Here is an 18,969-nt window from a genome sequence, read left to right as displayed (position 1 = left end):
AGTATTCCTTTTATAATTTATCCTTTATACTTGATTTCCTCGTCAAATAAGAGAATTACTTTTCGAGCTTGAAACACAATAGCAAGCCAATTAGGGTCTTCTAATATGGCCTTATGGCTCTCAGGTTCATTATAGGCATCAATCATATTCTTTAGAGCACTCATTTCTTCATGAAGTTTATTACTAAGCTTTAAAAACTTCCAGCTGTCAGCCTCTAAGAACTTAACAAAAAAAGAGTCATCATAAAGTATGCTAATAGTCTCAACAAAAGATGAAGACAGCTCTGATGCGTTATTAAACCAAGCATTTTTTTGAAAATCAAGGTCTGCTATGCTAAATATAGCATTGTAAACCATCTGTTTCCAAGCAGTAAATTCATCCATATTATCTAAATATAAAAGAGTCTCTTGGTATGTGAGCAGGGCCGACATTCCCACTTGGCAAACGATTGCCTTGTGCATCTAATTGTTGACCGTTTTTTACTTGTTTAACATATGGAACTTGTTGTTCTGGATGCGGGCTGTTTTTATTGCCAGGCATTACCCTCACCGTGCTATTAGGATTGCTGTTTGGCTTCTTTGGGTCTGATAATTGAAAGCTAGTGCCTTCATTATTTTTACCTGCGGGTACAGCTTTGTACCCTTTAGGTATTTGTTTTGTTACAACAGCTCCTGGATCACCGGCTGGTCCAATTAATTTGGTTGCTTTAGCACCTGTGGCTACCTCAGTAGCAACAACACGTCGTGTGGCATCTTCTAACATGCGACCGGCGCCAGCCTTGCCAGTTGGCATAACATTCAATGCAACGTTAAGAGCATCTAATCCAAACGATTTTGCCTCCTGCTTTACACCACCAACTGGTACCGTCTCATAGTGAACTTGAAAATTGTCAACCTGTGCCTGAAGCTTAGTTGATGAACCGGTTGCATAAGCCCATGTACTCAGGACCAGATTAGCAACAGAAGCAGAAAAATCAACAAATGCTCCTGCAACTGTTGGAATTTCATCCCCTGGCCCTGCCTGCCGTCCATCTAAGTCATTATAACGAACGGCATTATCTAAGCCAAACTGGTAAGTACCCCAACTTTCCTGATCTGCCTCCTCGGCATCGGGGTCACTGACGACCCAGCGCCCCAGAGCCGGATCATAAAAGCGCCAGCCGTGATCGTGCCAGTTCAGGCCAAATTCGCTCTGCTTCTCCTTTCCATTCCAGCTATACTTATTCTCAGGGGTAGCTGACTTACTAACGCCAACTAAGTCCAGCCCAAACGGATCGTAGTGATTCTCCTGTACTTGTAGCCCCTGATGATGGGTGACCTCAATATCATCAAAGTACACGTCCGTATCACTCTCATTGGCCACATACACCTGCACATACCCGGCCTGTTCCAGGGGTGGAATGTCTATCATTAATACCTCGTGCTCGGTCTGCGCCAGAATGCTGATCTGTTGCGTTACCTCCGCAATGGGCACCGAGTCCTGATTGAAGACTAGGAGGCGGACATAGGCTTGCGGAACGCCATCGGGAAACTGTCTCAGGGCCTCAATGATGGAGGAGTTCAGCGCCACGTTCAACAAGGGCAAGACTTTTAGCTTACCGCTCACGTCAGGCCCCGTCGTGGGGGACAATGGGGCGGGCTGTAGTAACCCTGCCACAAATCCCGCCAGGGTAAACGTCCAGTTGGATTGCTGCTTGGGCTGGAGATAATGGGCATAAGCCTTGACCTGCACAGCATCGCCCTTCGCGACGGCGATCTGCTTGAATGGGCCAAGGGGCGTCGGCGGGTGCAGCGAGGTGCCCGCTGCATTCAGGACGGCCGCAAATCTTCCCGTGCGTGCTTCACTCGTCTCCCGTGCCACAGGTGCCGACACTGACGCAGCGTCAAAGAGGCGCCGTTCGCGGGCGGCCGTTACCGGTTCCAATGTGGCCGTATCCGTATCGATCACTCCCTCACGGAAGGCTACCCGCAAATTCCCCAGGTGGTCCTTCAGCGTATATTCGTAGCTGTAGCGCACCACGGGCTGGCCAATCACATTGCGGGTTTCAAACCGCAGCAGGCGCCCTTCACTGTGGTTGAGCCAGCGGAGCGAATCCTTCTCGTACTGCCAGGCACCCGCGTAATCGGTCTGCACCTGGGGCTTGCCCACGGCATAGGCGACCTTGGCGACCTTCTGCCCACTGGCTGTATAGCGGTAGAGCAGCGAGTCTCCTGTCGCAAAACGAATGGCTTCGGGCAAACGCAGGTGATTATAGCGAATGGCCGTAATGCCTTTGTTCCGATCACTGGTCAGAGAGCCCGCGGCATCGTAGGTGTAATCCGCCTGGGTACTGCCACTGGTCGCTCCATCCTGGAAGTCAGGTCGAGCCGGCTGCCCGGCTGCCGGCGCCGCCGCGGCCGGGGCTAACTCGTCCACCCGCAGTAATCGGTTGCTGACCGGCTCGCTCAAGGTGGCCGGCGCATAGCGGTAGCGGATGTTATCCGTCACCCCATACTGCCGGGGTGTCGTGCGGGTCGCTTCCTGCAGGAGTCCCCGACGGCGCAGGCTGAGCAGGTTGCCATTCGCGTCGTAGCTGGCGGCCCAGAAGCGGTAGTTACCGCGCTCGGCCTCCCAGGTGGTCGCGTTCAGGCCTTTGGCGACGAAGTCGCCCTGCAGCACCCGGTTCAGGCTGTCGTACCGGTAGCCATAGGCCCGCTCGATGTTATCCGACTTGCTGCGCCACCGCTGCCCGGCGATATTCCCGTTGTATTCCCGCGTGGTAAAGCCACAGTCGTAGTGCAGCGACATGCTCCACAGATCGTCGGTCTGCGCCTGATCCGGGTTATTCAACTGGGTGAGCCAGCCCCGGATATTATAGCGGTAGTCAACGGTTTGCAACGCGTTCCCCAACACCTTTTTCTCCAGCTGCCCTATCTCGTTATAGGTATGTTGGGCCAGCGGCACCGCCGCCCCACCGTTGAGGGCCTGCGTGGTAGATAAGACCCGTCCGGCATGGTCGTAGGTTGGTTTCTCCTGCACGGTAATCGCCTCGTGCCTGGGATCGGTATGGACCGTATACGTCCCCCGGACTTTGCCGGCAAAGTCATACCGGCTGCTGACCACATCCTGACCTCCCCGTGCGTTGGTGCTTACAACCTGAATGAGCCGTTGCTTCTCATCGAAAAAGCTCGTGCTTGTGAGCCAGGCACCGTTGCTGGCCATGGGCGTGCCCAGCACACGGGTCTCACTACGGGTCGCCAGTCCGGTTACCCGCGTGTCGGCAACGGGCACTTTCCCTCCTAGCTGTTGCTCGGTGGCGGGCACGTACGCCGCATCCGCATCAGTGACACCATCCTGGTTATAATCGTACGTGTCGTAATAGGCGATGCTGAGCAGTTGATCACCACTGGTCAAGGTGGGGTAACTCCGGTTGGTGTAGTAGGCCCGCTCCAGCAAGCGGGTGGCGCTGGGATTCTCCCAATGAGTCGTGTCCTGGCTGGCCTGGGCTTGCAGCATATCCCGCTCACTACCGGGCCGGCGGATCAGGGCCGTATACGCCACGCGCCCCAGGGCGTCATACTTGGTGGCCACCCATTCACTGCGGCTTCGCTGAGCAACATCCTGCGTAAGAACAGGACGGTCCAAGCCATCATAGACGCTGTAGGTGTAGCCGTCCTGGTCCGGGATGCGCTTGGCGATTAAGCGGCCCTGGTCATCGTAGTTGTAGCGAAACAGTAGCCGCTCTACCCCTGCCCCCGTGACTTGCAAGTTGTTGCGGCGAATCCGCTGCACGGCCAGCGGTGGGAGCACGGCCCGCAAGCGGTCAAACTCGTCGTAGACGTAGTAGGTTTTCAGCCAGCTGGTGTCGCGGGCCGTGATGTGCTCGGCCACTTGCTTGAGCACCACCCGGCCCTGCTTGTCCGTAAAGCTCTGGCTCAGGTGCCATTGTTCATCCCGCGTGAGCGTAGACCAGAGTTCGCCCGGTGCGTAGGGCTGCCGAGGAAGCAGATCTTCATGATTGTTGCCAAAGCCCGGTGCCCACCGATAAACTGTGTCGCGCGCCGTCGTGGGACGCTCGAAAAGAACCACGGCATGACTGTCCAGGGCATCCAGATTCCAGGCTTCTCCTGCCGATCCCTGCGCGGTGACCCGGTTGAGCGGGGAAGGCTCAAAGGCTTTTTTGCTGTACGCCACCTGCGTGCTGGGCCAGCTCCCCGTCGGGGCGACGTAGAACTGGTACTGCTCGTGCAAGGCATCGCCCCGGTAGCCGCCTGCTTTTTCCTTCCGTACCGCGTTGGGAGTGGCAGTGTAGGGCAGATACTCTTTTTCCTGCCGGCCGAGCGCGTCGTAGGCGATGGGCTGAACGATGTCGCGCTTATTCGGGGATTCTTGCTGTATCACCGTTTGTACCACCCGCCCCAGGCCATCGAGGTAAGCCGTGGAGATCTGCACGGAATCAACCGGAGCCTGGGCCAGCAGGGTCGAATCTGTGTAAGCGGCCCGCGCCGTATAGGTCCGCACGTAGTTCACCGAGTCGGCACTCGTGGCCGGCCGCGAGGCGACCACCAGCGCCGGAAGCAGGGTTAGCGGCGGACACCCGGTGTCCTTGGGTTCATTTAACGCCAGCGGTGCATATGGCAGCACATCGACATACGTCGTGCGCGTGTACAAGGGGATCGCCGCCCCATAGGATGTTGTGACCTTGGGATGCGTGACCCGAACGCGGTAGTTGCCTTCCATGCTTGCCGTCACGGGCGAAAGCTGAAGCGTGCTGTCGTTTGGGGCCGCTACCTCGATCCACACCGCGCCCAGCTGGCGTTCCCACTGGTAGAGCAGGCCCGTGCCTTTCATGCCACGATGCAGGCTGCGCTGACTGCCTACCAGGCAATTCTGGAGCGTATCGGGCGGCAGAATACGTTGCGGGGTAAACGAGAAAGAGGGGACAATGCTGGTGCCAGTAGCTGAGAAATTGGGCTCGATACTGTTAAAGGCCAGGTAGTTGTCGCGCACATCTAGCAAGGCCAGGGAGGTACCCGCCCAACTGGGCAGGTATGTGAACTTGTTGTGATGCAGCACCAGCCCGTACAACGTAGGGATACGCTTAAGCTCGGCAGGAACCGAGCCTTCCAGCTGATTATGGTCAAGCGAAAGCTGTTGCAAGCCCCGCATGTTCTCCCATGCTTTTGGTATTTCTCCTGCTAACTGGTTATGACTCAGGTACAGGTTAGCCAGATTGGAGAGGGTGCTCCAAGCCGTGGGTAGCTTCCCGGATAGCCGGTTTTCGGAAAGGTCCAGGATGGCCAGGCTGGTCACCTGCCCCAGGGAGGCAGGCAGCGGCCCGGTAAACTGATTGTGCTGGAGTAAGAGCACATAGAGCACGGGTTGTCCGCCCGCGCTGTCGGGTACGGTACCCTTGAGCTGGTTATAGCTTACATCCAGACGACGCAGGTAGGGAATCGACCACAGGCTGCCTGGCAGGGAGCCTTCTAACCGGTTGTGGTTAAGCTGTAGCTGCTCCAAGGACTGCACGGTGCCGAGCACTTTGGGTATGATGCCGGTAAACGTATTATGGCTCAGCACCAGCGTTCGAAGCCGGAGGAGTTGCCCCAGCGAAGTAGGCAAAGCGCCTTGCAGCTGGTTGTAACTCAGGTCTAGCTCCCGCAGATTGGCCAGCAGGCCCAGGCTAGCTGGTAAGGGCCCCTGCAGGCGGTTGTTGGGTAGGTGGATAGCCCAGATGTCTCCCGCCACGACGGTGACTCCGTGCCAGGTAGCCACGGCATCCAGCGTGGTTCCCTCAAGCCAGTTTGTCTGTGTGAGCCACGCGCTGCCGCGCGTCTTAGCGTAAAGCTGGCGCAGGACACGCACCTCCGTGGAGTCCGGCACCAGGCCCTGGGATTGGGCCCGCGCCTGCGGACGAAAGCCCCCGAACAAGAACAGGAAAACGAGCAGAAAGGGGTATGCAGCGTAACGGTCACGCATAGGAGCACTTGCTATAGTAGTCGAAGGAGGAGGCGCCGCCAGCTTAGGGGCGGGCGTACTGGTACTGCTGCTGCGTCAGAATCCGCCCCTGCTCATCGCGCACGCGACGCAAACGGCCCTGCGCATCATACTCGTAGGTCATCAGGCGCCCGTCGGGCGTCGTAGCGGAGGTAATGCCGAGGAGGGAAGTAAACGTATAGCTGCTCATCTGGGCCCCGACCGGATACAGGCGAAGCTCGTCGAGGGTCAGTGCCGGGCCATTGGCCTGTAGCTGAACGGCGGTAGCAGCCGAGAGTCGCTGGCTGTACTGCCGCCAGCTCCCCGGTCCCTGCGCCACGAGCTGTAGCTCCGCGGCGGGGCGCTGAGTACCGTTGACTACGACACGGGGCGGGGCAGTCGCCCAGAAGACAAGCATATAGTCTCCACTGGGCAAACCAGTCCGTGCAATCGGCTGCGCGCCAACGGACAGGTGGTAGCCGTATTTCCCGGTACGCGCCGTGGCGATCCGGGCTCCCCCGGTTGGCCGTTCATCGTAGTCCCAGGACCCGGTGGCTCCCGTTTCGAAACTGGTAAAGGCACTCTGGGCCAGCGTTGCATTTTGCACGCTGGCAATTACTTCCTGGTCTTGATCCCGCACAAAGCTGGTGGGTAGCCCTCCGGTCTTCCGCAGCGATGCTACGCTGTATTCAGGGGTATAGACAACCTCCTCTTTGACGTGGTAACCGGGGTCCTGCTGCCAGGTAGTGGACGTGGCTACCAATGGGCTCAAAAGGCGGGGACGGTCAGTCTTCCACTCCAGGACCCTGCTGACGAGCGGAACCTGGTTGACCAGTTGATACTGCAGCAGGGAGCTGCGCACGGTCTGGGCGGCCGTTCCGCCAGCCGGAATCACGGCGGTCCGGTTCTCGATAACAGGCGTTTGAATGTGGTACTCCTGTAACCGGCGCAGGGCCCGGAGCCGGCTATCAGCAGTAGGCGTAACTGCCTGAAGGGCATAGTCAGCCGGGTAGCTGAGATAGTTGACTACTGTATCCCGGCCGCTCGTCACGGTTTTGACGATAGTCGGCTGTGTGTGGTTAGGGCTGCCGTAGGTGAAGATCTTGGTTGTCGTTAAACTGTCCCCTGTGGCTCCCACCATCGTGGTGCTTTCCCGTTGCAAATAGGAAAACGCGGAGATATACTGATAAGGGAAATAATGAAAAATGCCAGTAATCGGAGGATTCTCGGCCCCAACCATGAGTATGCGGTAGGCCGGAATCAGGGTCAGGTGATGGTAGGTTGATAAGAAGACGGAGTCTCGCAGTAGATGAGGTTCAAAGAATGAGCTATAGGTGCTGCGTATAATTTGCACGGGTGTATAGGCCTGCTTCTCTTTAACAAAGCTGATTTTCTTCAGTAATTGTCCCCGTTGCCAGTCAAAGGAGGTGGGTGGTGGAAAGGGCGTTTCGATGTGGACGTCCCGGTCAGGAGCTGAGGAGTATACGTAATCCGTCCGCAGATCCGTCGTAGCAGCTTTTTGGAATACCTGGACGTGTGAGTAAGCAATATTGCCCCCGTGAATGCTGCCTACTGGGTTAATCGGGCTTTGGGCCAACACGTCATAGGCACAAAACACGTACCTGACACTTGGAGCACTAGGGTCTACTGAGCCATTGGGATCAGGATCCGCCAAGGAGATAGCTTCTCGAATGAGCTTATCATATTGCAGTTGTGGCTGATATAAAATATAGCCACTGGACTCATTGGTCAGAGTAAATACTTCCGGTGTGTAGCTTCCAATGATTGTTCTTGCAGTCAGTTCTATTTGCAGTAGAACCGGACTTTCCCTGTCCTGCACTGAGGCAGTTAGACGGTAAACACCTGGCTGCAGGATAAATGGTTGAGAATCTCCCGTTTCTGTTGTGCTAAAGAGGGTATTGTTAAAGCTTCTTTTCGTATCAACTATTGATACTGAGAAAGTAGCGGTCAAACTAGGTCCTGATTGTAAGAGACAGGATATATTGTATTGAGTAGGCACACTTACTTGAAGTGTTCGCTCCAGTCTCTTAGAGTATTCTCCGGTTTCACTACCCCCAGCACTCACTACTAGAGATTGTGACGCAATGGAGTCCCGCCCTATTATCTCCGTGCCAGGTTTGTATTTATTATACCCATACAGGGTCTGTATATCTTGTCCAAAAGCAGTTCGCCCACTGCTTGTGATAGACTTTATCCGGCATCCATGAAAGGGGTAGTTCTGAACGTACTTATCTTCGCCAAGTAAGGCTGTTACATCCACTTTGACAGTGAGTGAGCCGGCTGTTGTCTCTGCCGATGCACTAGCGATTACTCGGTATGTTGTGCCTGCTTGCAGGGTAAGAACCTTTGAATTACGTGAACCAGGCGGCATTGGATAAAGAGATTCATTTGTGCTCTCTAGTCTGATATCGACATAGCTGTTGGTTCTGGGCAGGTCGTCTGGATTTTCAACATTAATAGACCAATCAAGGCGGACCCGCGTGGTTTTGTGTACGGTGAGTAGTTGATATCGCTCAGCGAAATTGCCACTGTAGATCTCGTTTCTCACATTCGCTTCCAGGTGAACCAGCAAACTGTCTTTGTCAACCGTGAAGTTTTTACCGACAAAGTAGGAATTTGCCTCGTAGACTAAGTTAGTGGTGCCTCCGGTTGGATAGGTGATACGCTCCAGCATGCCGTGCTTGACGGCCACAGTATCGATTTGTCGATTGACCCCATACACCGGGGTGGGCTCAATCAGGACCGGCTTTTTGTCGAGCATATCAGCAGAGACCAACGCCGTATTGGGTTTGCCATTGAAATACCCCATCACATCCTGCGCATAGCTTCCAATGATGGGGAAATCGACCCCGGGCGCCCTATGATAGGTAAATGTGTGGCTGGGTTGACCTTGCTCCCGCAGAGAGTCTAATCGCAACCGATACCGTTTTTCCAGTTCCAACGGGTCGTTGGTGGTGAGCGGCGAGGGGGCCACAAAATAGCTTTGATAGAAGTCAAAGCGCTTAGTCGTCGTCCCGTCCTTAACTTCGATGGCAGTGAGCCGGCGGCTACTGCTCACGTCTAACCGTTTTGCGTAGAAGAACCGTACTACTACTCCATTACTGCTGGTGATGGTATTAATCTTATAACCGTAATGCTCGGTTGTTTCGACACAGGGCTGAAAATTGGGATTGTTGTTATTATTATAAACTGGCTTGCAATCGGGAGCCATCCGCAAGCGGGTAATGGTAAAGTCAGATTGGTTATAGTATCGAACAGTATCTCGAATATAGCTGAGGCGGATTGTGTCTTTCGTGGGGCTAATAATTTCGGATAAGTAGCTGGCTGACGTAAATTTACGGCGGCTGGCTGGACCAAAGGCCGGTGGGGGCAGTGCGCAATAGCTACCAGGGAAGGTTTCTGTTTGCTCATAATAGCCATGGTAGACATACCGAATGCCTTGCTCATCGGTGATAGTCTCTCCGTTAATGCGGATATCCCGAAAGGGAGTAGGGTGTGGAACCCCCATATAATCCAGCACATATCGTCCTGATTGATTCCCATAGCTATAATTGAATACATCTGGCTCGGAATCGCGCGTCTGAAACTGAGCTACCTCCTTACAAAGGTTTTTCAGCTGATTGGCATCTAGTGTAGCCTCATACATGGAAGGTAAGGGCACTTTGGAAGCGTATCCGCCAAACCCCTTATCGTCGTAGCCATACATGGTGTGGCCAATGACGCCGCCAGCATGCAAGGACCAGCCTAATCCCACTTCACTGGACCGCTCATCCACCCGTAGCCCCGTGGAATGATATGAGAGGTAAATGGGTAGCTCCAATCCGTTCTTCTGGTAGGTATATAATGGTATCTTGATGTCTGGCAACCCCGTATATTCGTTCACCGGGATGTCCCCATATTCTCCCAGCTTCGCTACCTTGGGGGAAGGGCGGACCGGAGAATAATCATATCGACTTGTTTGGTATTGGCTGTTGATTGGCGTTTGTGCTCGCCCTGGCAGCCAAAGGATGCTGCACAGCAATAGGAGGCAGGCGGTAGAACACGGTGACCAGTAAGCAGTACTTTTCCCAGGATGGTAAAGGTGTTTCATCAATAGGTTGCGGGTAAACACGTAAAGTAGTAGTGAGGTACTATTCCATAATGCACGCAACAAAGCATACCTCGGTGCGAATATAGCTTGTCAACTTCTTCGCAAGCAGTGCTTTCTGTACAATATTTCTTCCAGGGTCGTTATTCCATCCGAAGATGGGCAACAAGGCTATCCTGAAGAGGAAAAACGAAATTTCTAAGAAAGCCCAACGCTGCCATTCCAATTGGAGCGCTGTCTATCCCCGATAGTCAATAACTTCAATAGCAGGAACCTCTGCTTGTTGAAGCTATCTTTGCACGATATAGGATGGTGATTGACCCATATCTCACCACAGCCTGCACTCCGTAAGAATATAATTTTCTGTTGATGAAGCGTCTATGGTGCTTGCTTTTGTTACTGTTCAGCAGCCTTGGGCAGCAGGCTCTCGCGCAAGGAGAGGGCAACTGGTGGTTCTACGCCTCAAAGATCCTGCATTTCACCCCTGCCGGTGTGGTCGCTCAACCCGCAGTGGTCCTGCTGGATAGTGAGGAAGGCAGCGCCAGCGTTTCGGATGCGGCCGGCAACCTGCTGTTCTACACCGACGGGTCGACCATCTGGACGCGCCGGCATCGGCCCATGCCCCGTGGCACCGGTCTGGGTCTTTCTTTCCAGTACTCCGCCACCCAGGGGGCCTTGATTGTGCAGGATCCGGGTGATGCACAGCGGTACTATGTATTTCGTCAGGCCGCGTATACTTACCCGGAGGGCTTTGGCTATGTCGTCGTCGACATGCGCCTGAACGATGGACTGGGCGATGTTGTCAGCCCCATGCGCACTTTATCGCTGCCGGGTGTCGCGCTGACGGAAAAGCTAACAGGCATCGTGCATGCTAACGGCCGGGACACGTGGGTGCTGGTGCATGGCTACTACACCAATATGTATTATGCCTACTTGGTCTCCCCCGCCGGCGTGGCGGCCAGCCCGGTCAGCACCGCCGTCGGCGTCGTGCACGGACGCAGTGGCACGAGTGGCGTCTCCGGCTATGCGGGCTGCCTGCGGGCTTCCCCGACGGGTACCAAACTGGCGTGTGCCGTCACCCGGCAGGGAAGCCTGGAATTGCTGGACTTCGATCCGCTCACTGGCCGCCCCAGCAACGCCGTGCTGCTGGGGCAGTTCTCCGATGTCTACGGCGTGGAGTTTTCCGCCGATGGCTCGAAGCTGTATGCCTCCAACATCCGGGATAACGAGATCTACCAGTACGACCTGCTCGCGGGCGCCGCGGCAGAGGTCGTGCGCTCGCAGATGGTGGTGGGAAAGTTTGCGGACACCAGAAGCGAGGCCAGTGCGCTGCAGCGAGGGCCGGATGAGCGGATTTACGTCGCCCAGAGAGGCCTGTACCTCGGGGTGATTGCGCAGCCCAACGTGCGGGGCGCGGCTTGTGGCTATCAGGAAAAGTTTCTGCTGGCGGGGGCAGACTATGGCTTACCCAACTTCCCGAACCAGTTTGCGACCCCGGGGCGCTCCTTTGTGCGCATTACCGCTGCTGCCGGCTGTGTTGCCTCGGCCACGCTGTTTTCCGCCAGTGTGGCCCCGGGGCCGCTGCCGGTCGGCAGTGTCTACACCTGGACGTTCGGGGACCCGGCCTCAGGGACGGCCAACACAGCCACGGGCCCCAACCCCGCCCATCGGTACCAACAGCCGGGAACCTACCTGGTCAGTCTGCAGGTACATAACCCGGCCGGCACGCTGCTGGCGCAGACGACAACGATCTTCACAACCTTGCCGGCCCTGGCCGTTTCGCTGGCTCCGCGCAATCGGGTGCTATGCCCCGGCGACTCCTTGCCGCTCACCGTGAATTCCCTGGCGGGTGCCACCTATCGCTGGCAGGATGGCACCACCGGGCCGGCCTACTTGGTCCGGCGACCGGGCCTGTACCGGGTGAGCGTCACGTCGGCGCAGGGTTGTATCGTCCAGGATTCCGTACTGGTCGCTGCCAGTCCGGCGCCAACGGTATCCCTGGGTCCGGATACGGTCCTTTGCTCGAGTGCCTCCTCGCTGGTGTTGCGTCCCTCTCCGCAGGCAGCAGGCAGCACGTTACGCTGGCAGGACGGCTCTTCAGGCCCGACGTACACGGCGTCCCAGCCCGGTACGTATTGGGTGGAGGTTCGGTCGGCTAGTGGCTGTACAGCTACAGCACAGGTTGTCGTTAGCGGGCAGGAATGTGCGCTCGTCATTCCCAACATTATTACGCCCAACGGCGATAACCGCAATGATTCCTGGGTGCTGAAAGGCGTGCAGGCCGCTGAGTGGTCGGTGACCCTCTATACTCGCTGGGGAAAGCAGGTATTTGCTACGCAGGCGTATGACAATGGGTGGCAGGCGCTTGGGTTACCGAGCGGAGTCTATTATTATCATTTAGTGCACACCACCTCTAAAAAGCAGTATAAAGGATGGCTGGAAGTAGTGCGGTAAGCTTTCTCCGAAAGCTGTTTAAACCACCCTTTCGTCGAATTTCTGTTGCATGCCTTAAGGAAAGGTAAGTGTATCTTACAACCACATGCGCCCTTTCTTCCTCGTATTAGGTGCGCTCGGAGCATGCACCACCTCACGCGTTTCTGCCCCGGCGGCGTTAACGTATTACGTGATGCGATCAAAACTGCCGGCCGAGTACGCCGCAGCGGACACTACCGTGGCGTATGCTGCGGTGCAGGACTTTGCCCGGCACATAGGCAATCCGTATGCTCTGCTCTACATGGTGACCGTCTCGGGACATCCTGACCGGAGCCGCTGCCTGCGCGTAGTGCAGCGTGGGCCGGGTCAGTTCACGGCCTATGTTTACCAGCGGCCGGGGCAAGTGGATAGCACCACTTTTTCGAGTTCCGCCCTGGAGAAGATGCTGACAACGCCCGCCGGATACTTCTCCACTATGTGCCTGGACTACAGTTCCGTGGTCCGGTACGAAATGCTCTGGGTCAAGCAAGGCCCCACTACCATGCTCAGCCTGGTAGGAGAATTTACAGACCTGCCCGTACCGAAGCCGCCAAGCATAGCGTTGGCGCCAGTCGCCCGTGGGCTGGAGCAGCAAGGCACGCCCTTTGTACAACCCGCTGACAGCGCTGTGCTGAAACCCGCTTTGGACTTATTGCAGGAGGTCAAACGCCTAAAGTTGTAATGCAATAGCCTCGTTTACCGTAGGACCGTTTTCCTGAACTGAAATGGGTGGGTCACTGATTCGAAGCACGTTAGCTGCATCTACCAAGGGTACGCACGCTACCAGTCAGCTTCCGCAAAGTCCCAGGCTGTCTGCCGTCTCAGCGTGCAACTCAGCCCCAGGCGGATGTTGCCCGGCCTGGAGTGATTGCTAATGCCCACGTTCGAGAGTCCGTACGCTCGGCCCGCAGCCCCGTCGAAAACTGCTGGCTCCTGGCTAGGTAACACTTAAGCCCCGCGCCGGTACCTATGCCCGAGCTGTAGGCAGGCTCTAGCGCTACCCCCTGGTCGCCCTCAACCAGTGGAAGTCGGCCAGACCAGCGTAACGGCTATGCCCGCTGCCTGGTCATGGCTTGCCGCAGAAATTAAAGCGCTCCACGGCCCTCTTAAGTTCTTTGGTTTGCAAACTGTATTGGGACACGCGCTTGGCTTCGCCGGGGCAAGAGCGGAAAGCACGGGCCAACGTATCCTGGTAGAGAGGCATGCGCACCAGGAAAGTTTGGGAATTGCGGTAGATTTTCTCGGTACGAATCTCCAGCTCGACTACCTTGCCCAGCCGGTAGCCCCCCAGGAAATAACGAGGCGTCTCGCCGGTGCTCAGATGAAACAACGTGAGTGGACCGCGGGTAACAACGGCTAGGAATACCGGCACCATTGATCGAGGCAACTTCCCGGTTACGCTTGGCACCTGGTGGCTTTCGCAGGTTATAGCGGCTGTGCCGTAGCCGCGCAACTCACCGGCCAGATAATGTTTCACTTCCACCTGCCGGGGCAGCATAAAATCGCAGGCGGTGCTGGCCCGCGTGGCCGGAGCTGGCAGGATGTAGCCCTGCACCGTATCACCGGCCAGCGTAACGATATAGCCCTTCTGCGGAATCACCCCGACTTTGGCCTGAGCACAGGCCGCGTGAGGCAGCAGGGCTAGAGTGCCGCTTAGAGATAAGACAGTAACCAATACGGGTAGCGTAGGATTCACTGGATGGCAGAAGCAAGGAGTGGAAAATTCTTCAAAACTACGCAAACCCGTCTGGGCAGCCACCACCGGCCCGGCCCCATTTTCGGGCTAAACCCAATGTCTTCCTTTCTCGCCATAAGTACTCGGATTTTGCCTGTGCCCATTTGTTTCAACTATGCTATAAGCTTGGGAATGGCTGTCTTTTACGTAATCAATTGTCAACAACCCCGATTTGCTTCCTGATATCATTACGTTCCCTATAGCTTTCATAATGAATCACAACATCTGCTCATCAGACCCTACCAAATCACTATCTTTACGGTACTGTCTTCGTCAATATTACATGGCAATATCTTTCCGCATTCATCTTTTGGCGCTGTGCATCAGCACGGTCAGTTTCACCGCTTGCAGCGACTCAACAAAGGAATCCCCTGCCCCTGTCTCCTCAGTAACATCACAGGACGCCGTCGGCACTTTCTCCCCTGCGACGGCGCTTACCAAGATTACGGCTACTCCAGTTGGTGGGGGAACCGAGTATGTGGCCACGATGACCGTGACGGGAACGTATCGATTCCAAAGTCTGCCGCTGGGCAAATATGAGTTAAAATTTGTGCCCGTAGCTGGGTATGCTGCTCCTCCATCTCAAGTTCTGACTGTAGAAGCCAGCAGTGCTCCCAAAACTCAGGATGTCACCGTGCTGACCGAACGCACCGCGCTGCTTACCGGTATCAGGTGGAAAGTGACGAGCAATATCTCCCTAAACGTCACCACTGGAACCAGTCTCGACTTCCTCGCAGCGGACCCGGCCTGCGCCCGGGACAATTTCTTGCGGTTCAATGCCGATAACACGCTCTCCGTGGACGAAGGCGTGGTCAAATGCAGTGCGTCGGGTCCACAGGTGTTCAGCTACGGCTGGGCGCTCGAGAAAAACGAAACGCAGCTACGGTACAGCTACACCGATAGGCCAAGCACACTACTTGAAATCGTAGAACTCACAGCTACCTCCGTTCACTTGCGTGATGTCTCTACCAGTGGAGGGTATACGTATGTACACACGATAACATATGCCCCCTTTTAATCCTATACTCATCTAAGCAGCCTAATAGTAAAGCACTAGGCTGGTGATACTAGAATTCTGAACAGAATTAGGTGTTCAGATTACTCGTTGAAAAAAGGCCCCAGAAAACAGTGTTTTCGGGGCCTTTATCGTGGGTACTACAAGTGTTCAGAATAGAGTCGATTTTTGGACACGAGAACAACCGTTTGCCTGACCTGCGCATAACTACCTGGCAAAAAGCGCTCATCTTCTACCTAGCCTTACCACACTGGACTATCAAATGTGGTACTTTCGTCAGATTACTACCTAAACTGCTATCACTATGGCCAAAGCTCTTTTACTCATCCTCTGCTGTTTTTCGAGCTATTTCTGTTTTGGACAGCAACAATATGTAAGCCATCACACGCTGGCTACCAAATTCAAAGCTATTACCCTCACAGATGCCGCCACTGGAAACCGATTCGTACTCGATTCGGCGAGAATCATGGTTACGGCCTTTAATCCGCAGGGAAAGAAGTTATGGAGGACAGATGCGTGGAAAGACAATCACCTAGCAGCCTACCGTGTAACAAGGCCTGTCATCAGCTATTTCGCTTTGGGGAAAGATGACTCGGCCAAGAAAAAGGAAGTTATTTGGCTAACCTACAATAACACGCAATTCGGGTTTCTAGACAAGAAGACTGGAGCGTTCACCTGGTTAGGTCAGGACTGAATCCATAAGCCACCGTTGCGGCTGTGCTGTAGACCGTCCTGATGCATGCGCTACTCGCGGCTATTTGGCGTTGCGCCTTGCAGGTTCTACCACGTTTCAATAGGTGATAAACCACCGTTTTCGTGAACCTAGACGGCTACTGAATACTTCTGGAGCATTTCATATTCAGTGGTGTTAGAGAGGGGGGCCCGACTTCCCTTCCTCAAACCATTTAAAGTTCTCTGACGGGCGCATACCCTCTTGGTAGAAGAGCCACTGCAGGTCATTGATCAGAAAGTACATGAGAATGACGGGGAACGGACGAGAATACTCTCGGCGCCAGAGCTTAAGGCCATTTAAGAAATGGTGATCAATGGTGGGGACCCATTTGGATAGACGATCCTTCAGAGTGATTAAGGTGCCTAGATACCACTCCGTTAAGGAGGGGCTCACGTGAATTTCTCCCAACCACAAGTCTATGAACGAGTAGTTTCCTTGGGTCATCTCCCGCTTGTAGTGCGCATACACCTCCTGCTGTTCAGCTGTTAACGTTTCATTCTCAAGAGATTCGAGCCACAAATACATGAAAACCTCCAGAACACTATCTCTTACTGCAATCGTCCTTCCCTCAGGATCGTCACTCACGGTCAAATAGGTATGCATGTACTGCTTGTATTCGAGTGGTCTGAATTGTTGACTAGAAAAGTCGGAGGGAGAGCAAAATAACGCTCGTTTCGCTAGAACCACCCTTTTCCTGAACAAGGGCGGTCGTCTAAGTACGACCTTGGACTGTGCCCGTTTTAACTTCATGAAACTACCCATTAGCCTGTTCTTACTGGCCGCCTGTTTCTTGCCGTTTGAAGCAGCCGCCACCGCTGACTCCTTGACGGTGTTTATGTGGGGCGTCGGCCCGAAACGCGAAGCCTACCGCGTGTATTACGACGGTAAGCGCGTGCTGTCTACCCCTCGGGGCGGAGCCTACCTCGACTCGTTTCAACTTCCCAGTAGGCCCAATTTGCGGGCCGCGGGCCGAGTCGATGTATTTATCACCCGGGTGTGGTGTTTCGGGCTCTTTGAACGATCCATCGGGTTGGGCATTGCCTACGACCCTAACCGCCGTTATCTCGTGGTGAAACGTGACCCCCAGTTTAAGAAGAGCGAGCCGCTGACCTTCTATTGGACGGACGAGAAGCCGCGCATGAGGTTAATGTAAGGCAGCCATGGTCTCGTTATACAGTATTCCGACCGTTTGAGTGAACGAACTGTTAAAGTGGGCCACGAAAGAACATTTTCAATCGGCCCGCACCATTCCACTCCTTTTTACTCATGGTTCTTCCCTTCACCATTGCGAAAGTTTATACCAGTGCGCTTCCCTACGAGCAGGTCAATACCCTCCTCAACCAGCTACAACCAGCCCGTCAGCAGTTTCAGCTCTATCAGGTAAATAACTACTCAGCAGATCTGGTTGGCAACAGCTTTACCCTGCGCAATGCCTACCCGCGGCAGAACTTGCCTGCAATGCCCAAAATCAAAGGCGAGATTATGCAAGAGGCCCCAACCACTATTCGCTTGCAGATTACGCCGAACTACTTCTTAATCGCATTCCTGTTGCTATTCCCCATCATTTTCATACCGTCCGCATTGTTTCAGGATGAGTGGACAATCAATGGGGTACACCGAGCTCCTGTGTTAGCGGAACGGATAATGATTCTAGTGCTTGCAGGGGGGATACCCCTTGCCTGGTGCTATGTCGGGGCAATTATTCCAGTCAAAAAAGCGGAAGAGTGGATTGTAAAGAAACTAGCACTTCAATGAAAATGACAGCCTGCCACTAGTTCTTGTTTTACTTTTTGGACCATTTGGCTGAACTGGTGCCAAGACTGATTTTGTGTTATACAGGAAGTGCGAAGTGTGCCGCCCACCACGTGCGTAAGTAGGGGGTAACTTCAAAGCAGTCCTCTACTCTTGCTCCCCAATAGCACCAGTAATACACTGACCACGCGTGCAATGTCGGGTTTTGGTCTAGCAGCTCTTTTACGTGGTGCCAAGCACGTTCAAAGGCTGCTGGCTCTTCTTGGTCCGTAGTTGCCTGCAGCATTATTTCCATGAGCACGACTCGCTCGTCATCCGAAGAGGAAGTATAGAGCTGTAGGTAGTCTGGCAAGCGGTCCGGCGACGCTACTTCCCACGACCAATCCTGCATGGCCTCGTCATTCTCGTTATAAGGAAGCCCTAATTTACTGGCCACCTGTTGCAACGCTGCTGTCGTTTCCCATCGTTGGGGTGGTAAGTCTTGTAGCATGGCCTTGAAGGTAAAGCATTTTAATGCTCCTTTTGCTTAATCGCGAACTAAAGTAGACACCGATACGATAGCATAGGCACCTCTTTGAAGGAGTTCACGAAACTCATCTCCTACACAAGGTTTTCTGTACTTAGCTAATTGAACCAGTTTTCTGAACTCATTCTGGACGGTAGAGGGCTTTGCAGAGCTTGCAGGCACTCACCAATAGCGGTTCAGGAAAAGGAGGGTTATATCATCCATAAGCTTAGCAAGAGCAAGAGCATAGGAAACAACGCACCCACGCCGAACCATCGTGCCGCCTGGGTGGTGTGGGTGTAGCGCACGTAAACAAACAGCCCCAAATTAGCAAGCAGAAGCCCTACAAGCAGCGCTTTGGCCCCCACGGCGAGGCGATGGTAAACCATCAAATCGGGCGTGTCGTGGATTTCGAATCCCGTGCCTTCCAACAGCAGCCACCCAATAGCAAGTACATTCACGACAAACGGAACGAGGGCAATTCCAATCCGTAACGGAAGAGATAACCTGGGCAAAGCTGGCACTGATGGATTCATGGGTGCAAATAATGAAACGCAGGCTAATCCAATCAGTTGACAGTCCACTTAGCTGGTTGCAACTCGATCATCCGTTCAGCGAAACGGTGGTCTAAGCCGCTCGATTTAATGTAAGGTAACTTTTAGGACGGCTCTATTTCCTCTTCTTTTACTACACG

General features: G+C 54.5%; 13 protein-coding genes. 6 read left to right on the top strand and 7 right to left on the bottom strand.

The features are described 5' to 3' along the window. Positions 1–17: 17 nt before the first annotated feature. The 3 genes from LGH70_RS22940 to LGH70_RS22930 are packed head-to-tail and all read right to left on the bottom strand — an operon-like array spanning position 18 to position 10,066. On the bottom strand, positions 18–383 hold the full coding sequence (locus LGH70_RS22940; RefSeq protein WP_226190485.1) for a hypothetical protein: 366 nt from the start codon (positions 381–383) through the stop codon (positions 18–20). 1 nt (position 384) lies between these two features. After that, positions 385–5,958 carry a DUF6443 domain-containing protein gene (locus LGH70_RS22935; RefSeq protein WP_226190483.1) on the bottom strand — a complete coding sequence of 1,858 codons (5,574 nt, stop codon included), beginning with the start codon at positions 5,956–5,958 and terminating at the stop codon, positions 385–387. A gap of 43 nt (positions 5,959–6,001) precedes the next feature. Continuing rightward, positions 6,002–10,066, bottom strand: a complete 4,065-nt coding sequence (locus tag LGH70_RS22930) for an RHS repeat domain-containing protein (RefSeq protein WP_226190481.1) — start codon at positions 10,064–10,066, stop codon at positions 6,002–6,004. A 366-nt stretch (positions 10,067–10,432) separates the two neighbouring features. Between LGH70_RS22930 and LGH70_RS22925 the strand changes: the two genes are divergently transcribed. Both LGH70_RS22925 and LGH70_RS22920 read left to right on the top strand, forming a co-directional pair. Beyond that, a complete protein-coding gene (locus LGH70_RS22925; RefSeq protein ID WP_226190479.1) occupies positions 10,433–12,517 on the top strand; it encodes a T9SS type B sorting domain-containing protein in 2,085 nt (694 codons plus the stop codon). Positions 12,518–12,602: 85 nt separating this feature from the next. Further along, positions 12,603–13,217, top strand: coding sequence for a hypothetical protein (locus tag LGH70_RS22920; RefSeq protein WP_226190478.1), 615 nt, complete (start codon positions 12,603–12,605; stop codon positions 13,215–13,217). 384 nt (positions 13,218–13,601) lie between these two features. Here LGH70_RS22920 and LGH70_RS22915 read toward each other — a convergent pair whose 3' ends face one another. After that, on the bottom strand, positions 13,602–14,231 hold the full coding sequence (locus LGH70_RS22915) for a hypothetical protein (protein WP_226190476.1): 630 nt from the start codon (positions 14,229–14,231) through the stop codon (positions 13,602–13,604). Between the two features lie 250 nt (positions 14,232–14,481). Between LGH70_RS22915 and LGH70_RS22910 the strand changes: the two genes are divergently transcribed. Beyond that, entirely contained in the window at positions 14,482–15,288 is an 807-nt protein-coding gene (locus LGH70_RS22910; protein WP_226190474.1) for a carboxypeptidase-like regulatory domain-containing protein, read from the top strand. Positions 15,289–15,589: 301 nt separating this feature from the next. Further along, positions 15,590–15,979: a hypothetical protein gene (locus LGH70_RS22905; protein ID WP_226190472.1), complete on the top strand. Its 390-nt coding sequence runs from the start codon at positions 15,590–15,592 to the stop codon at positions 15,977–15,979. 174 nt (positions 15,980–16,153) lie between these two features. On the opposite strand, the gene LGH70_RS22900 is transcribed toward LGH70_RS22905, so the two are convergent. Beyond that, a complete protein-coding gene (locus LGH70_RS22900; protein WP_226190470.1) occupies positions 16,154–16,603 on the bottom strand; it encodes a hypothetical protein in 450 nt (149 codons plus the stop codon). Positions 16,604–16,766: 163 nt separating this feature from the next. Between LGH70_RS22900 and LGH70_RS22895 the strand changes: the two genes are divergently transcribed. Both LGH70_RS22895 and LGH70_RS22890 read left to right on the top strand, forming a co-directional pair. Beyond that, positions 16,767–17,171 carry a hypothetical protein gene (locus tag LGH70_RS22895; RefSeq protein ID WP_226190469.1) on the top strand — a complete coding sequence of 135 codons (405 nt, stop codon included), beginning with the start codon at positions 16,767–16,769 and terminating at the stop codon, positions 17,169–17,171. 113 nt (positions 17,172–17,284) lie between these two features. Then, positions 17,285–17,773, top strand: a complete 489-nt coding sequence (locus LGH70_RS22890; RefSeq protein ID WP_226190467.1) for a hypothetical protein — start codon at positions 17,285–17,287, stop codon at positions 17,771–17,773. A 76-nt stretch (positions 17,774–17,849) separates the two neighbouring features. On the opposite strand, the gene LGH70_RS22885 is transcribed toward LGH70_RS22890, so the two are convergent. Further along, on the bottom strand, positions 17,850–18,260 hold the full coding sequence (locus tag LGH70_RS22885; protein ID WP_226190465.1) for a hypothetical protein: 411 nt from the start codon (positions 18,258–18,260) through the stop codon (positions 17,850–17,852). Positions 18,261–18,487: 227 nt separating this feature from the next. Next, entirely contained in the window at positions 18,488–18,811 is a 324-nt protein-coding gene (locus LGH70_RS22880; RefSeq protein WP_226190463.1) for a hypothetical protein, read from the bottom strand. Positions 18,812–18,969: the final 158 nt, after the last annotated feature.

The organism is Hymenobacter nitidus (assembly GCF_020447315.1).
Lineage (GTDB): Bacteria > Bacteroidota > Bacteroidia > Cytophagales > Hymenobacteraceae > Hymenobacter > Hymenobacter nitidus.
This window is presented reverse-complemented; position numbering and strand designations above follow the sequence as displayed.

Excerpts from the sequence above, each read along its gene's own strand:
- LGH70_RS22910 (WP_226190474.1), top strand. The coding sequence starts at position 14,482 with ATGAATCACAACATCTGCTCATCAGACCCTACCAAATCACTATCTTTA.
- LGH70_RS22895 (WP_226190469.1), top strand. The coding sequence starts at position 16,767 with ATGAAACTACCCATTAGCCTGTTCTTACTGGCCGCCTGTTTCTTGCCG.
- LGH70_RS22920 (WP_226190478.1), top strand. The coding sequence starts at position 12,603 with ATGCGCCCTTTCTTCCTCGTATTAGGTGCGCTCGGAGCATGCACCACC.
- LGH70_RS22930 (WP_226190481.1), bottom strand. The coding sequence starts at position 10,066 with ATGAAACACCTTTACCATCCTGGGAAAAGTACTGCTTACTGGTCACCG.
- LGH70_RS22940 (WP_226190485.1), bottom strand. The coding sequence starts at position 383 with ATGGATGAATTTACTGCTTGGAAACAGATGGTTTACAATGCTATATTT.
- LGH70_RS22885 (WP_226190465.1), bottom strand. The coding sequence starts at position 18,260 with ATGCTACAAGACTTACCACCCCAACGATGGGAAACGACAGCAGCGTTG.
- LGH70_RS22935 (WP_226190483.1), bottom strand. The coding sequence starts at position 5,958 with ATGCGTGACCGTTACGCTGCATACCCCTTTCTGCTCGTTTTCCTGTTC.
- LGH70_RS22880 (WP_226190463.1), bottom strand. The coding sequence starts at position 18,811 with ATGAATCCATCAGTGCCAGCTTTGCCCAGGTTATCTCTTCCGTTACGG.
- LGH70_RS22890 (WP_226190467.1), top strand. The coding sequence starts at position 17,285 with ATGGTTCTTCCCTTCACCATTGCGAAAGTTTATACCAGTGCGCTTCCC.
- LGH70_RS22905 (WP_226190472.1), top strand. The coding sequence starts at position 15,590 with ATGGCCAAAGCTCTTTTACTCATCCTCTGCTGTTTTTCGAGCTATTTC.
- LGH70_RS22925 (WP_226190479.1), top strand. The coding sequence starts at position 10,433 with ATGAAGCGTCTATGGTGCTTGCTTTTGTTACTGTTCAGCAGCCTTGGG.